The sequence below is a fragment of the Mesorhizobium sp. AD1-1 genome, from assembly GCF_020164655.1.
Classification (GTDB): Bacteria; Pseudomonadota; Alphaproteobacteria; order Rhizobiales; family Rhizobiaceae; genus Mesorhizobium; species Mesorhizobium ciceri.
The window spans coordinates 44,608-59,244 of the sequence record NZ_JAIUGP010000012.1 but is presented as its reverse complement, the minus strand read 5'-3'; the positions used below and the strand labels follow the sequence as shown (position 1 = coordinate 59,244).

Below are 14,637 nucleotides of genomic sequence, written 5' to 3'. Positions count from 1 at the left end.
AAACAACTGAATCGCTTACAGGGAGGAATTCATACCATGATGCAGGCAGGTATTTTCACGGGCTATTTCCCGTACGGACTCGAAGAGACGGCGAAGAAGATCCGCGGGCTCGATTTCAACACGGTGCAACTCGACCTCCACTTCAAGGACGTCGACCTGTCGGCGGGGCAGATCACCAAGGATAAGGCCAAGAAGGTACGCGACGTCTTCCGCGATCATCACCTGCCGGTGTGCTGCATTTCCGGCTACACAAATATCATCCACCCGGACAAGGCCGAGCGCGACAAGCGCGTCGGCTACCTCAAAGAGATCATCCGCAACGCCCGCCATTTCGGCAGTCCGTATGTGATTTCGGAAACCGGCACCTACAACACCGAATCCGACTGGGTGCATCACCCCAAGAACAAGACCGAGGAAGGGTTCGAGGAATGCCGCAAGGTGGTCGCCGACCTTGCCCAGACGGCCTATGACCACGGCGCGGTCTTCCTGCTCGAAACCTATGTCAACAACGTCGTCGGCTCGGTCGAGGAGACGGTCAAGATGTTCGCGCAGGTCGATCACCCCGGCCTCGGTCTGCTGATGGACCCGACCAATTATTTCGAGACGCATAACATCGACAGGATGGACCAGATCCTGAACCAGGTGTTCGACACGCTGACCGACAAGATCAGAATAGCTCACGCCAAGGACGTCAAGCGTTCGGGCGGCGACAAGTCCGAGAAGCACGCCGATATCGGCGACGAGGACGCGCTGGAGAGCCATACATTCCGTGGCGTCGGTGAGATCGAGTTGCCGGCACCGGGCCTCGGTTCGCTGAACTACGACCTCTATCTCCAGCGGCTGGCGGAAAAGCATCCGAACATCCCGGTGATCATCGAGCATCTCTCGGAAGACGACGTGCCGCGCGCCAAGAAATTCCTCGACGGGAAGTTCCGCGCCAACGGTCTGTGACGGCCTTCTCGCGCCGCTGGTTCGCGGCGGCGCGGTTCGGTTCCAAAGTAAGGGAGGAGAAAAAATGTTGAAATTCGCATTGAAACTGGCGGCTGCCGCAACGCTGCTCGCCGGCGTCTCGTTGAGCGCGCCGGCAATGGCGCAGGATGGCCAGAAGACGTTCTACTTGCTGTCGCATGGCGGTCCGTCGGATGCGTTCTGGCTGGACTGGAATGCCGGCGCGACCAAAGCCTGCGACCAGCTCAAGGTGACCTGCAAGATCTCATTCAGCGGCGGCGACATGGCGGCGCAGAAGGAGGCCTTCAATTCCGCGCTTGCGGCCAAGCCCGACGGCATCGCCACCACCTCGGCCCAGCCGGGCTTGTGGACGGAAGAGGTGAAGGCGGCCAAGGCAGCCGGCATCCCGATCGTGTTCTTCAACACCGACGATCCGGCGACCGGACGGCAAGCCTATGTCGGCGCCGATCTCAAGGAGGCGGGGGTCACCTGGGCCAAGTATCTTGTCGACCACAAGATGGTGAAGCAGGGCGACAAGGTGTTCCTGCCGGTGGAAGTGCCCGGCGCCAGCTATCAGCAGCTGGAGACCGAAGGCATCGCCAGTGTCTTCGATCCGTTGGGGATCAAATATGATGTGGTCGATTGCGGCACCGACCCGGCCGGCATCATTGCCAAAATGACCGACTACATGGTCGCCAACAATCCGCCGGCGATCATCGCGCTTGGCGATTCCGTCGCGGCCAGCGTCAAGCGGGTGTTCGACGGCGCCGGCGTGCCGGCCGGCAAGATCCCGGTCGTCGGCTGGGGCAATTCCAAGGAAACCGCGGAAGCCGTCAAATCCGGTTTCGTCAACGCGGCCGCCTGGCAGTTCCCGTCTGCGCAGGGCTTCATGCCGGTGGCGCTGCTCGGGCTCGCCGCTTCGGGTGAGCCGATCGGCTACGACATCCATACGTTCAGCCTCTACGACGCCTCGAGCGTCGAACCGATCCTGAAACTCTACGACACGAAGTGAAAACGGTGCCCGCGGCGTAAGCTGCGGGCGTCTCTTCAAAGCATGGTTGAAGCAGTCATGATGATCGCCGCAGAAGACGAAATGCCTGTCGGGAAACGCAGATCGAGCCTTATGCGCTCGCCGCAATTCTCCTCGCTCGTCATCCTCATTGTCCTGCTCGCGGTGTTCGCCATTGCCGATGCCAATTTCCTGTCGCCGCTCAACATCTCCAACATGATGGCGTTCCTGCCCGAGCTCGGCATCATCGCGCTCGGCATGACGCTGCTGTTGACGGCGGGCGAGTTCGACCTGTCGGTCGGCGCCGTGTTCGGGCTGGCCCCGGTCGTCGTCATGCTCCTGGTGCAGAACGGCGGCGTGGATATAGGTGCCGCCCTTCTGGCCGGGCTTCTGCTGTGCATCGCCATCGGCGCCATCAACGGGCTGATCGTCACCAAGATCGGCATTTCGTCCTTCCTGGTCACGCTTTCGATGCTGCTCGTGGTGCGTGGGGCAGCGCTCTACATCACACAGGGCTTTCCGCTGAAATCCTGGGACCAGCCGGGTTTTTTCGTGACGCTGCTGGCCGGCAGCTTCAATGTCGGCTCGTTCCGGTTCTACACCTCGCTGTGGTGGTTCATCGGTCTCTCGCTGCTGGCAATCTATGTGCTGCGCTATGCCAAGCTCGGCAACTGGATCAGCGCCATCGGGTCGAACCGCAACGCGGCGGTGGCGCGTGGCGTGCCGGCGGACGCCGTCAAGGTGTGGCTGTTCATCCTGACTTCGGTTCTGGCGGGGCTGGCCGGCATGATCAGCGCCTTCCGCATTTCGGCCGCTTCACCTGTGGCCGGCACCGGCTACGAACTCGAAGTGATCGCCATGGTGGTGGTCGGCGGCACGGCGCTGACCGGCGGACGCGGCACGATCCTCGGCACCATCGTCGGTGCGCTGATGCTGCGCGCGATCCGCAACGGCATCGTGCTGATCGGCGTGCCGGGCCTCGCCTACAATATCTTCGTCGGCCTGATCATCCTCGCCATGCTCATCCTGCACGCTTTGCTGCAGAAGAACGCCGCAAGGGGCTGACGATGGAAGTTCTCCGGCTGCAGAATCTGCAAAAATCCTTCGGCAGCGTCCGCGCGCTGAAGAATGCGTCCTTTGCCCTCAAGGAAGGCGAGGTGGTGGCCCTGCTCGGCGACAACGGCGCCGGCAAATCGACGCTGATCAAGGCGATTTCCGGTGTGTTTCCGATCGACCGTGGCGACATCTATGTGCGCGGTGAAAAGGTTTCGATCCGTTCGACACGCGACGCGATGGACCTCGGCATCGAGACCATCCACCAGGATACGTCTCTGGCGCCGGATCTCAGCATCGCGCGCAATCTTTTCCTTGGGCGCGAGCCGGTCAAGCTGAAATGGCTGGGCGTGTTCGCGCCGCTCGATTTCGCCAAATTGCGAGACGCGGCGTCGGCGCTGTTGAAGCGCGTCGGCATCTCGAAAAAACTCGACGCCGATGCGCTGGTCTCGACGCTATCGGGTGGCGAGCGGCAGTCGATCGCGATTTCTCGCGCCATGCAGTTCGCTGCCAAGGTCATCATCCTCGACGAACCGACCAACAATCTCGGTGTCGAGGAAACCCATGGCGTGCTGCGCTTCGTCAAGGAGGTGCGTGACGCCGGTCATTCCGTGCTCTTGATCACCCACAACATCCATCACGTGTTCCAGGTCGCCGACCGCATCATCGTCATGCGCCGCGGCGAGATCGTCGCCGAGCAGACGGTTGCCGATACCGATCTCCTGACCGTGGAAAGCATCATCACCGGCGCCGACATGTCGGCCCTGCTGAAAGAGACGAGAGCGAAGTGAAGAAGTTGGCCGTCACATGGTAGAACTTTACGGCAAGACGCTTTCGCGCCGGCAGGTGTCGGAACGTTCGGGCATGCTGTCGCAATTTGCCGGCGTGCGGCTGATGACGCTTGGCGACGGGGTGGAACGCGGCATCCGCATGCTGGAGTTCCGCACCGGCTCGGGCCTGCGCTTCACGGCACTGGTCGACCGGGCGCTCGACATCGCTGACTGCGACTTCAAGGGCCAGGCGATCGGCTGGCATTCGCCGAGCGGTTTTCGCCACCCCGGCCTGCACGATTATGAGGGGGAAGGGGGGCTCGCTTGGGCGCGTTCGTTTTCAGGGCTGCTTGTCACCTGCGGCCTCGACCACATATTGGGCCGGGAAGAAGTGCCGGCCGATAGCTACAACTACCCGGGCAGGAAGACCGTGATCCATTCGCTGCATGGCCGCGTCGGCACCATTCCGGCGCGGCTGACCGGTTATGGCGAGACCTGGGACGGCGACCGCTGCGTGCTGTGGGCCGAAGGCACCGTGCAGCAATCGGCAGTGTTCGGCGAGGATCTGCATCTGATCCGGCGTATCGAGGCCGATGTCGGCGGCAACGAGATCCGGCTGTCGGATCGCGTCGTCAACCACGGTTTCAACCGCACGCCGCACATGTATTTTTACCACGTCAATGTCAGCCATCCCTTGCTCGACGAGGGTTCGCGCTATCTGGCGCCGATCCGCGACGTCGTCTGGGCTGGCCATGCCGGCGAGCGCTACCAGGCGCAGAAGGTGGGTTACCGCACGATGCCGGCGCCGCAATCGGGTTTCAGCGAGCAGGTCTGGCAGCACGAGATGGCGGCGGACGCCAATGGCGAGGTGCCGGTGGCAGTGGTCAACGATCAGCTCGGGCTCGGCTTCGAAGTGGTGACGCGCAAGGACCAGCTGCCTTGCGCATATCAATGGCAGAATTTTCAGGCGGGGCAGTATGCGCTGGGCATCGAACCCTCGACGCATCATGTGCTCGGCAATCTCGCGGCGCGCGAGCGGGGCGAGATGATCTGGCTGGAGCATAGTGAAAGCCGTTCTTACGACGCAGTGTTCCGGGTGCTCGACGGCGCCGGCGCGATCGCCGAGGCCGAAGCAAAGATCGCGTCGATCGCCAGGCAGCCGCAACAGGATTATCCTGTGCCGTCGGGTAATTTTCCGGGATTGGCGGACAGGGCATGAGGCGAAACGAATGCTCCGGCTGGCGGGCCGGAAATCGGAGGTCGATGTGATGGAGAAAAAGCGCGACTACAGCCTGGTCGGGGAAAGCACGCGCATCGCGATCGAGACCGGGCTGGCCTCGGCCGAGTGGTATCACACCGATGTGCCGCGCAAGGCGATGAAAGAGCTGATGCAGCGCTCGGACGGCCCGGCGATCCGCGACACGATCATCTGGATCGTTGCCATATTGGGTTCCGCCGCCGGGATCGCCTGGTTCTGGGGCACGTGGTGGGTGGTGCCGTTCCTGCTCGTCTATGGCGTGCTCTACGGCTCGTCCAGCGACTCGCGCTGGCACGAGTGCGGCCACGGCACCGCCTTCCGCACACGCTGGATGAACGATGCCGTCTACCAGATCGCCAGCTTCATGCTGATGCGCAATCCGGTGACCTGGCGCTGGAGCCATGCCCGCCACCACACCGACACGATCATCGTCGGCCGCGACGCCGAGATCGCGGTGATGCGTCCGCCGGACCTGCTGCGCGCCGCACTCGCCTTCACCGGTGTTCTCGATTTCCGCTATTCGCTGCCGACGCTGGTGCGCAATGCGTTCGGCAGCATCTCGCCGGACGAGAAAAGCTTTATTCCCGAGATGGAGCTTCACAAGGTGGTCACAGCCGCGCGCTGGCATGTCGCCATCTATGTCGGGGCGATCGGGCTGGCGCTTTATCTGTGGTCGTTCCTGCCGCTGGTGCTGATCGGCCTGCCGCGCCTCTACGGCAGCTGGCACATGGTGCTGACCGGCCTGCTGCAGCATATCGGGCTGGCCGACAATGTCACCGACCACCGGCTGAACACGCGCACCGTCTACATGAACCCCATCAGCCGCTTCATCTATTGGAACATGAACTATCATGTCGAACATCACATGTTTCCGATGGTGCCCTATCACGCGCTGCCGAGGCTGCACGAATTGATCAAGCACGATCTGCCCGAGCCGAACCCTTCGATGTGGCATGCCTATCGCGAGGTCTGGCCGGTGCTGCTGAAGCAGCTTCAGTACGAGGATTATTTCCTCAAACGTGAATTGCCGCCGACGGCGCGGCCGTACCGGGACGAATTCCATGCACTGACCGTTCCGGCGGCGGCGGAATAGGGAAAAGCAGATGGCCGACTGGGTTGAAGCGTGTGGCGTCGACGATGTCGAGGAAGAGGATGTCATCCGCTTCGATCATGGCGGCCGTACCTTCGCCATCTATCGCAGTCCCGATGACGAGTACTTCGCAACCGACGGGTACTGCACGCATGAGAAGGCGCATCTGGCCGATGGGCTGGTGATGGACGACATCATCGAATGCCCCAAGCACAACGGCCGCTTCAACTACAAGACGGGCGTGGCTCGAGGCGCACCGGTATGCGTCAATCTCGCCACCTATCCAGTGAAGGTCGAGGCTGGCAAAGTGATGATCCAGATCGGCTGACCTGCCGCCGAATGCAACTGAGGGAACCCTTTTGATGAGCCGAAAAAGACCGACGGTGGCGGATTTGCGCGCCATGAAGGGCAAGCGACAGCTGACCATGCTGCGTGTGCTGACGATGGACGAGGCCGAGGCCGCGGAGCGCGCAGGGGTCGACATCGTCTCGGTGCCGCCCGAATTGGTGCTCAACCCTGAGTACCGCGACGCGGCGCCCAGCCTGTTCACCATGCCGGGCGACAATTTCTACGAGATCGGCACGGCGGACGATTTCGTGCGCTGGGCCTTCCGGCTCTACAAGGCCGGCGCCGACGCGGTCTATTGCAGCGCCGGCTATGCCACGATCAAGCGGATGGCCGATGACAATATCCCGGTGATCGGCCATGTCGGGCTGATCCCGTCACGGGCGACCTGGACTGGCGGCTTCAAGGCGGTCGGCAAGACCGCCGACACCGCCATGGAGGTCTTCGCGGCGGTGAAGCAGCTGGAGGCTGCAGGCGCCATCGGCGCCGAGATCGAGGTGGTGCCGGTCGAGGTGGCCAAGGCGATCTCGGAGCGGACGTCGCTGATCATGCTGTCGATGGGAGCGGGTACCGGTTGCGATGCGCAATATCTGTTCGCCGACGACATTCTCGGCCAGAACCGTGGCCACATGCCCCGTCATTCCAAGGTGTATCGCAATTTCGCCGCCGAATATGATCGTTTGCAGGCCGAGCGTATCGCCGCGTTTTCGGAATATGTTGCCGACGTGAACAGTCTCGCCTATCCCGAAGACAGGCATGTGGTGCATATGGATCCGGCTGAACTCAGCCTGTTCATGAAGAGGGTCGACGGGGCGTGAAATCTCAAGGCAATGATGCGACGGACGAGGCCGCGCCGGTTCATATTCTCACGCTTTCCTGCGAGGATCGGCCGGGGATCGTCGCCGCCGTCACGGCGGAGCTTGCCGCGAACGGCGCCAACATCGCCGAAAGCAGCCAGTTCTGGGACCGGCAGACCAATCGCTTTTTCATGCGGATCGCCTTCATCAGCCCGCCAGGCTCGACCGGGGACAGTCTGGCGCGGGCCCTGGAATCGAGCGTCGACCGCTTCGGCATGAAGACCGCGCTGGTCGATCAGGGACGCCGCCCGAAGATCATCGTCATGGTCTCCAAGTTCGACCACGCGCTTCTCCATCTGCTGTACCAGATCAGGGTCGGCTGGCTGAACGCGGAGGTTGCAGCCGTCGTCTCCAACCACGAGGATGCCCGCCGCTTCGCCGAGCTGGAGGGCATTCCCTACCACCATTGGCCGACCACCAAGGAGAACAAGGCCGAACAGGAACAGAAGCTGCTGGACCTGGTGCAGCGGACAGGGGCCGAACTGGTCATCCTGGCGCGCTACATGCAGGTCTTTTCAAAAGGTCTGTCGGACCGGCTGTTCGGACGGGCGATCAACATCCACCATTCGTTCCTGCCGAGCTTCAAGGGCGCCAAGCCGTACCACCAGGCTTTCGACCGCGGCGTCAAGCTGATCGGTGCGACGGCGCATTACGTCACCTCCGACCTCGACGAGGGCCCGATCATCGATCAGGAGACCGAACGCGTCACCCATGCGATGAGCGCCGAGGATTTCGTCGCCGTCGGGCGCGACATCGAAAGCCGGGTACTGGCGCGCGCCGTCAAGCTGCATCTCGAAGCCCGCGTCATGCTCAACGGCCACAAGACCATCGTCTTCTGAGAAGCCGCGTCAGGCCGGCCAATTTCCGCCGGCGAGCGCGGCGTAGAGCGCTTCGGCGTCGATACCGAGCGGCCGGTCCTCTTTCAGCATGGGGACGAGAGCGCGGATTGCCGTGTGAATTGCGGCGGTGCGCGGCGCCAGCGTGAAGCCGTCGCGCAGGTCGACGGCCTGCGCGGCGGCCATCAATTCGAAGGCGATCAGCCGCCGCCACAGCGCGATCATCCCTGCGCATTTCGCAACCGCCAGAGGTGTCTGCGTGGCGTGATCCTCGACGCCCTCCGACACGGCCAGAAAGTCGAGCATCACCGGATTGGCCTTATGGCGGATGGCGGCCAGGATCGAGGTCACTGTCTTCTGTAGCGGTACGAAGCCGGCGGAGGCGCCGCCGACCGGCGACAGATATTTCGGCAGGCCATTGCGGCCCGAACCGGTGAGCTGGATGAAGCGCGCGGCACTGGCCGCGGCACATTGGGCGATCGCCAGGCCGAGCGTCTCAAAGGCGAGCGCCAGTGCGGCGGTGTGGAAATTGCCGGTCGACAGTACCAGTTCATCATCGCCCAGCACCAGCGGGTTGTCGGCGGCGGCGTTGAGCTCGATCTCGACAGCCTGTCTCGCCTGGCCGATCGCCTCGATCAGTGCGCCATGGACCGACGACATGCAGCGGATCGACAGCGGGTCCTGCAAGGTGGTCGGTGCCGGCGCGTCGTCTCGGACGAGCAGATTGTGCAGCACCTTGGCTGCTTCCTGCTGGCCGGCTGCCGGGCGCGCCATATGCAGGCGCGGGTCGAGGATGGTGCGGTTGGCACCAAAACCTTCCATGGTCAAAGCCCCGGCATGCTGTTGCTGGGCCAGGGCAGTGAGGGCATCCGTCACCGCAAGTGCGCCGCTGCCGGCGGAAACCGCCGATGCGTTGATCAGCGATAGCCCGTCCTTGGGCGCCAGGCTGATCGGGGCGAGGCGCGCCATCATCAGCGCCTTGGCCGCCGGTATGCGACGGCCCTGATAGTCGGCTTCGCCTTCGCCGGTGAGCATGCGGGCGAGTGCCGTCATCAGCACCAGGTCGCCGGCTCCGATCGAGCCGAGCGAGGGCATGACGGGATGGACGCCGGCATTGAGCGCGTCGAGCAAAGCAACGAAGACGGAAGACGAAAGGCCGGATCCGCCAACCGACAGCATCGCTGCACGCGCGGCCATGCTTGCCCGCACGGCATCGACCGGCAATCCTTCGCCGACGGCGCCGCTGCGTCCCTCCAGCAACTGGCGCTGGAAGGCTCCGGCATCGCCCTCTACAGCAGTGCCGAGATTGGCGCCGAGCCCGGTGTTCAAGCCATAGATCTGCTGGCCGGACGCTGCAGCCTGGTCGAGCACTCTTCGTGTCTTCTCCAGCCTGCCGATGACATCGGGTCCGATCTCCACCTTGCGCCCATCGCGGGCGACCGCAGCGACATCGCCGACGCCGACGCCGGTTCCGGTGAGGACGAGCGCGCTCATGCGAAGCGCAGTCTCTGGCCGATGCCTTGCGCCTGCGCCTTGGCCAGCATCGCCTTGCCCAACGCGATATCAGACAGCGACAGGCCACGATGCCAGAACAGGATCGTTTCGTCGTCGCTTTCGCGCCCGACTTTCAGGCCGGCGGCGATCTGGCCGAGCTCGGCATGCAGCGTCTTCTCGCTCAGCCGCCCGGTCTCGACATGGGCGCGTAGCGAGCCGAACTTGCCGCCCTTGCACTGGCCCCAATCGTCGACGACCATTTTCTGCATTATGTCGGTCAACGACAGTTCCACCGCGCTCATCGTGCCATAGGGCACGACCAGCGCGCCGGGCTTGATCCATTCGGTCTTCAGCAACGGCTGCGGCTCCGGCAGCCGCGAGGCCTCGACGACGATGTCGGCGCCCTCGATGCAGCTCTTCCAGTCGGCCACCGCCGTCACCGTCTTGCCGAGATCGGCGGAGAGTTCGGCGGCAAAACCGTCGCGGCTTTCCGGGCGGCGCGAATGGACGCGAATCTCGTCGAAGTCGAAGAGATGGTCGAGCAGGCGCACATTCCAGTAGGCGGTGCCGCGCGCGCCGATATGGGCCAGCACCTTGGAATTCTTGCGCGCCAGATGCCTGGCGCCGATGGCGGTGACGGCGCCGGTTCGCATGTCGGTGATGACGGTGGCGTCGAGGATGGCGCGCGGCGCGCCGGTGCGCGGGTCGAACAGGTTGAGGATGCCGAATTCGGAAGGCAGGCCATGCAGGTAATTGTCGACATAGTCGCCGACGATCTTGACGCCGGCCGTGTCGAGCGGCGCGACGTAGCCGCGCAACACGTTGAAATGGCCGTGGAAGGACGGGTCCGGCTCGAGATGGACGCGCGGTTCGATCACCGTCTGGCCCTTGCCTTGCGCCACCAGGCCAGCCTCGACGGCGGCGATGATTTCGCCATCGGTCATGGCAAGGGCATCGATATCGAGGGCATTGAGGTAGTCGATGTAGATGGGCTTCATGTTACGCGTATACTCTCCTCGACGGCCCCATCCATTCCATAGCAGGCCATGGCGGCACACGAAAGTTTGTTGCGACGTCTCTGGACGCCGCCGGGGAGATGCTGTTCAAACCGGTTCCGTCATGACTGCCATTCCCGAGACCGCAACCTTGTCCGAAACGGCCACCCATGCGCGGCGCGTGGCGTTGATCGTCGCCATCGCCTTTTTCATGCAGTTGCTGGATTCGACGATCATCTCGACATCGCTGCCGCAGATGGGCGCCTCCTTCGGCGTGTCGCCGGTGGCGATGAGCATCGGCATCACCGTTTACATGCTGACCATGGCGGTGTTCGTGCCGCTGTCGGGCTGGCTCGCCGACCGGTTCGGGGCGCGCAACATCTTCCTGCTGGCGATCGTCCTGTTCACCCTGGCTTCGCTCGCCTGCGGCCTCTCGCAAACCCTGACCCAGTTCGTCGCCGCACGTGTCGTGCAAGGGCTCGGCAGCGCGCTGATGACGCCGGTTGGGCGCATTCTCGTCCTGCGCAATGCGCCGAAATCCGAACTGCTCAACGCCACGGCGCTGATCACCTGGCCAGCACTGTTTGCGCCGGTGGTCGGGCCGGTGCTCGGCGGCTTCATCACCACCTATCTGTCCTGGCACTGGAATTTCTTCATCAACATCCCGCTCGGCGCGGTCGGGCTGGCGCTGGTCGCCCGTTTCATCCCAGGCGACCGCGAGGCCGACCCCAAGCCGCTCGACTGGCCCGGTTTTTTCCTGACATCGGCGGGACTTGCCTTGCTGCTCTACGGTCTCGAGCGTATCGCGCATCCCGAGGACGGCGTGCTGCCGACAGCGCTGCTGATCGTAGCCGGCATCGTCCTCGGCTGGCTGGCGGTGCGCCATCTCAGGCGCGCGCCGCATCCGCTGCTCGATCTCTCCTCGTTCAAGGTGCTGACCTTCGCCATCTCGACGCTTGCCGCCGGCACCATTTTCCGGGTGGCGATCAACGCTACGCCGTTCCTGCTGCCGCTGCTGTTCCAGGTTGGCTTCGGCCTTTCGCCTGTCGATGCCGGCTTGATGATCCTGGCCTATTTCCTTGGCAATCTCGGCATGAAGACGGTGACCACGCCGACGCTGCGCCGTTTCGGTTTCCGCTCGGTGATGGTCGTCAACGGCATCATCGCCTCGGCCTCGATCATGGCTTGCGGAGCGATCTCGCCGCAGACGCCGCAAGCGCTGGTGGTGGCGCTGATGCTGATTGCCGGCCTGTCGCGCTCGATGCAGTTCACCGCCCTTAACACGCTGGCCTTCGCCGACATCGATGCGTCGCAACGAAGCTCGGCGGCGACGCTGTCCTCGATGCTGCAGCAGGTGGCGATGCTGTTTGGCGTCGCGGTGGCGGCGGCGATCCTTAATCTGTCGCAGATCGTCAGGGATCGCCCCGCTCTCGATCTTGTGGATTTTCGAGTAGCCTTTCTGGTGATCGGCGCCATCGGGCTGGTGGCGGCGCTGCGTTTTCTCGTGCTCCCGCCAGGTGCGGGCGCGGAGGTTTCCGGGCACTCGCCGGGAAATTCAGATCGATTTTTCCGCCTGATGCGGAGATAAATTCCGTCCTGTCCCTTTGCCTTGGTGCAGCGCTTTCGCGTGCGGCCGCAATGGCGCAACCAATTGCCAAAAGCGCAGAGTTTTCCGCGCATTGCGCCAGCTTCGGCAATCGATGCGTCCACTCGATAAATATCGCAGCCGGCCTGGGTTCCGGGCGCGGATTCATTTGACGAACCGGCGTTGGGCCGATTAGCGTTCTTTCCCAGGGATGGCAGCGCTGCCATCGGGGCAAACGCAGACATGAACACCATCGGCTGGCCAAATTTCAGGAGCCTGAACCAGGAAGGCATTGTCTTTGCCATCGCCGTGGTGCTGTTCGTTGCAGCGGCTATAGGCCTGCCAGGTTTCATCGACCCCAACAATCTCGTCGCCATCGTCCGCTCCGTGTCGGTGCTGGGCATCCTTGCGCTCGGCATGGCCGTGGTCATCATCGGCCGCGGCATCGACCTCTCTGCCGTCGCGATCATGGCGATGTCGGTCGCCTGGTACCTGCAACTGCTGAATTCGGGGACGCCGGACGGGCTTGCCTTCGCCTATGTGCTGGCCGGTGTGCTGGCCATCGGCCTGCTCAATGGTTTTCTCGTCGCCTATGCCGACGTGCCGGCGATCTTCGTGACGCTGGCGACAGGCTCCTTCGTCTTCGGCTATGTACGCTCGCAACTGATCACGCAGGATGCCGTGCCGGTGCCGCAGGGCCATTGGGTCGAGTTGCTCGGTGGCCTGCGCTTCCTCGACATTCCCATCGAGGTGTTCGTCTTCGCAGGGCTGGCCTTCCTGTTCTTCCTGTTCCTGCGCCACACCAAATGGGGCCGCTATATCTATTTCGCCGGCGATAATCCGGTGGCCGCCCGCAACATCGGCATGCCGGTGCGGCCGATGCTGGTGCTGCGCTATGTGCTTTCCGCCTTCGTCGCACTGGTCGCCGGCCTGCTGACGGCGGCCAGCCTGCATTCGATCAACACCCGCGTCGTCAATTCGACGCTGCTCTACGATATCGTGCTGGTGGCGGTTATCGGCGGCATCGGTCTGTCCGGCGGGCGCGGCGGGGTGCGCAACGTGCTGGTCGGTGCGGCACTGATCGGCATCCTGCTCAACGCCATGACCATCATCGACATTCCGCTGCTCTACCAGAACCTGATCAAGGCAGCGATCCTGCTCGGCGCCATCATCGTCGACGGCATCATCAATCCACGTGACGAGCAGACCGCCCAGCAGGGCGACATCTAGACCTGAACTGCGGCGGACGGTTGGGGCCGGCCGCTGATAACAACGACCAAAGCAAAAGGATCCGACATGAAACTGATCAAGACACTCATGGCCGCCGCCACGGCGCTCGCCGTCACCGCCTTCGTGGCGCCAACCTTCGCCGCCGACGATCCGGGGCCGGCTGCGTACGCGCAGGCGCTCAAGGGCAAGCGCGTCATGCTGGTGCCGCTGGCAATGGGCTTCGACCTGGCGCAGGGCTGGGCGCACTATCTGAAGACCGAAGTCGAGGCCTGGGGCGGCGTGTTCGAGACGCGCGACCCGAACTGGGTCGTCGATGCCGGCGCGCAGGCGATCACGGACGCCATCTCCTCGGACACCAGGCCGGATGTGCTGATCATCCACGCGCCGGACCTCAACTCCTATTCCAAGCTGATGAAGAAGGCACAGGCCGCCGGCACCTATGTCATCCTGGTCGACAATCCCGCCAACTTCCCGGCCGACGCCTTTATCGGCAGTGACTGGGACCGGCTTGGCCAGCTCGAGGCCGAAGCGGCGATCAAGGGCTGCGGCCCGAACTCGTCGAAGAAGATCGGCCTTGTGCAGGGTGACCAGGCGAATTCCTCCAGCCTCTATCAGTATGCCGGCATCATGAAGGTGCTGGACAAGAATCCCGACTTCAAGGTGGTGGCCAAGCCCGATTCCAACTGGGATGCGACGACCTCGCGCAACGTGACGACGACGATGCTGCAGCAGAACCCGGATATCTGCTCGATCATCGATTTCTGGGATGGCGACGCCACCGGCGCGTCCGCCGCGATCCGCGATGCCAAACTCGACGGCAAGGTGTTCCTGGTCACCACCGGCGGCGGCGAGAAGGCGGCCGATTGCGACAAGCTGGTCGACGGCACCTATGGCGCTGTGGTGATGACCGATCTTGCTCGCCAGTCGGGCGACATGAACGCCATCATCAAGTTCCTGCTGCAGAGCGGCCAGCCGGCCGGCACCTCGCACACCTACATCTACACGCTGGAGAAGGCGACGACCAAGGCCGACCTCAAGCCCGACAGCTGCTGGGACCTGAAGGCGCTGCAGGCACAAGCGGCGGCGGCAAAGTAAGCCGCACCTTTTCGACTGAAGTACAAGCGAGGTGACCGGAAGGATCCGGTCACCTCGTCCCCTCATGGAATA

At 63.4% G+C, this 14,637-nt stretch carries 14 protein-coding genes; 12 read left to right on the top strand and 2 right to left on the bottom strand.

Translation table 11 applies throughout. The features are described from left to right. Nucleotides 1–36: 36 nt before the first annotated feature. The 9 genes from LB519_RS21550 (at nucleotide 37) to purU (ending at nucleotide 8,169) form a co-directional block, all read left to right on the top strand. Nucleotides 37–951 (top strand): sugar phosphate isomerase/epimerase family protein, encoded by a 915-nt coding sequence (locus LB519_RS21550; protein ID WP_013530826.1) that lies wholly within the window; start codon nucleotides 37–39, stop codon nucleotides 949–951. A 64-nt stretch (nucleotides 952–1,015) separates the two neighbouring features. Then, nucleotides 1,016–1,960 carry a substrate-binding domain-containing protein gene (locus LB519_RS21545; protein WP_224621133.1) on the top strand — a complete coding sequence of 315 codons (945 nt, stop codon included), beginning with the start codon at nucleotides 1,016–1,018 and terminating at the stop codon, nucleotides 1,958–1,960. A 42-nt stretch (nucleotides 1,961–2,002) separates the two neighbouring features. Continuing rightward, nucleotides 2,003–3,022, top strand: coding sequence for an ABC transporter permease (locus tag LB519_RS21540; protein ID WP_224621132.1), 1,020 nt, complete (start codon nucleotides 2,003–2,005; stop codon nucleotides 3,020–3,022). Then, nucleotides 3,019–3,801: an ATP-binding cassette domain-containing protein gene (locus LB519_RS21535; RefSeq protein ID WP_024501560.1), complete on the top strand. Its 783-nt coding sequence runs from the start codon at nucleotides 3,019–3,021 to the stop codon at nucleotides 3,799–3,801. The genes LB519_RS21540 and LB519_RS21535 overlap by 4 nt, the downstream gene beginning before the upstream one ends. Before the next feature lie 16 nt (nucleotides 3,802–3,817). Then, nucleotides 3,818–4,999, top strand: coding sequence for an aldose 1-epimerase family protein (locus LB519_RS21530; RefSeq protein ID WP_013530830.1), 1,182 nt, complete (start codon nucleotides 3,818–3,820; stop codon nucleotides 4,997–4,999). Between the two features lie 10 nt (nucleotides 5,000–5,009). Next, entirely contained in the window at nucleotides 5,010–6,131 is a 1,122-nt protein-coding gene (locus LB519_RS21525) for a fatty acid desaturase family protein (protein WP_127369031.1), read from the top strand. A gap of 10 nt (nucleotides 6,132–6,141) precedes the next feature. Continuing rightward, nucleotides 6,142–6,456, top strand: coding sequence for a MocE family 2Fe-2S type ferredoxin (locus LB519_RS21520; protein ID WP_013530832.1), 315 nt, complete (start codon nucleotides 6,142–6,144; stop codon nucleotides 6,454–6,456). A gap of 34 nt (nucleotides 6,457–6,490) precedes the next feature. Beyond that, the gene (locus tag LB519_RS21515) at nucleotides 6,491–7,291 is read left to right on the top strand and encodes a 3-methyl-2-oxobutanoate hydroxymethyltransferase (protein WP_024501557.1); all 801 of its coding nucleotides are present in this window, start codon (nucleotides 6,491–6,493) and stop codon (nucleotides 7,289–7,291) included. Continuing rightward, on the top strand, nucleotides 7,288–8,169 hold the full coding sequence (purU, locus tag LB519_RS21510) for a formyltetrahydrofolate deformylase (RefSeq protein WP_127369030.1): 882 nt from the start codon (nucleotides 7,288–7,290) through the stop codon (nucleotides 8,167–8,169). The genes LB519_RS21515 and purU overlap by 4 nt, the downstream gene beginning before the upstream one ends. 9 nt (nucleotides 8,170–8,178) lie before the next feature. Here purU and hutH read toward each other — a convergent pair whose 3' ends face one another. After that, nucleotides 8,179–9,660, bottom strand: coding sequence for a histidine ammonia-lyase (gene hutH, locus LB519_RS21505; RefSeq protein ID WP_224621131.1), 1,482 nt, complete (start codon nucleotides 9,658–9,660; stop codon nucleotides 8,179–8,181). Continuing rightward, nucleotides 9,657–10,658, bottom strand: a complete 1,002-nt coding sequence (locus tag LB519_RS21500) for an ornithine cyclodeaminase family protein (protein ID WP_224621130.1) — start codon at nucleotides 10,656–10,658, stop codon at nucleotides 9,657–9,659. Before LB519_RS21500 ends, hutH begins: the two co-directional genes overlap by 4 nt. A gap of 121 nt (nucleotides 10,659–10,779) precedes the next feature. Between LB519_RS21500 and LB519_RS21495 the strand changes: the two genes are divergently transcribed. From LB519_RS21495 to LB519_RS21485, 3 genes are all read left to right on the top strand, one after another. Then, a complete protein-coding gene (locus LB519_RS21495) occupies nucleotides 10,780–12,243 on the top strand; it encodes a DHA2 family efflux MFS transporter permease subunit (RefSeq protein WP_224621129.1) in 1,464 nt (487 codons plus the stop codon). A gap of 240 nt (nucleotides 12,244–12,483) precedes the next feature. Then, nucleotides 12,484–13,470, top strand: a complete 987-nt coding sequence (locus LB519_RS21490) for an ABC transporter permease (RefSeq protein WP_224621127.1) — start codon at nucleotides 12,484–12,486, stop codon at nucleotides 13,468–13,470. Between the two features lie 66 nt (nucleotides 13,471–13,536). Continuing rightward, complete coding sequence (locus LB519_RS21485; RefSeq protein ID WP_013530838.1) at nucleotides 13,537–14,565, top strand: sugar ABC transporter substrate-binding protein; 1,029 nt, start codon at nucleotides 13,537–13,539, stop codon at nucleotides 14,563–14,565. Nucleotides 14,566–14,637 lie beyond the last annotated feature (72 nt).

Coding starts and splice junctions, on each gene's coding strand:
- hutH (WP_224621131.1), bottom strand. CDS start 9,660: ATGAGCGCGCTCGTCCTCACCGGAACCGGCGTCGGCGTCGGCGATGTC.
- LB519_RS21540 (WP_224621132.1), top strand. CDS start 2,003: ATGGTTGAAGCAGTCATGATGATCGCCGCAGAAGACGAAATGCCTGTC.
- LB519_RS21495 (WP_224621129.1), top strand. CDS start 10,780: ATGACTGCCATTCCCGAGACCGCAACCTTGTCCGAAACGGCCACCCAT.
- LB519_RS21545 (WP_224621133.1), top strand. CDS start 1,016: ATGTTGAAATTCGCATTGAAACTGGCGGCTGCCGCAACGCTGCTCGCC.
- LB519_RS21515 (WP_024501557.1), top strand. CDS start 6,491: ATGAGCCGAAAAAGACCGACGGTGGCGGATTTGCGCGCCATGAAGGGC.
- LB519_RS21525 (WP_127369031.1), top strand. CDS start 5,010: ATGCTCCGGCTGGCGGGCCGGAAATCGGAGGTCGATGTGATGGAGAAA.
- LB519_RS21520 (WP_013530832.1), top strand. CDS start 6,142: ATGGCCGACTGGGTTGAAGCGTGTGGCGTCGACGATGTCGAGGAAGAG.
- LB519_RS21550 (WP_013530826.1), top strand. CDS start 37: ATGATGCAGGCAGGTATTTTCACGGGCTATTTCCCGTACGGACTCGAA.
- LB519_RS21490 (WP_224621127.1), top strand. CDS start 12,484: ATGAACACCATCGGCTGGCCAAATTTCAGGAGCCTGAACCAGGAAGGC.
- LB519_RS21500 (WP_224621130.1), bottom strand. CDS start 10,658: ATGAAGCCCATCTACATCGACTACCTCAATGCCCTCGATATCGATGCC.
- LB519_RS21485 (WP_013530838.1), top strand. CDS start 13,537: ATGAAACTGATCAAGACACTCATGGCCGCCGCCACGGCGCTCGCCGTC.
- LB519_RS21530 (WP_013530830.1), top strand. CDS start 3,818: ATGGTAGAACTTTACGGCAAGACGCTTTCGCGCCGGCAGGTGTCGGAA.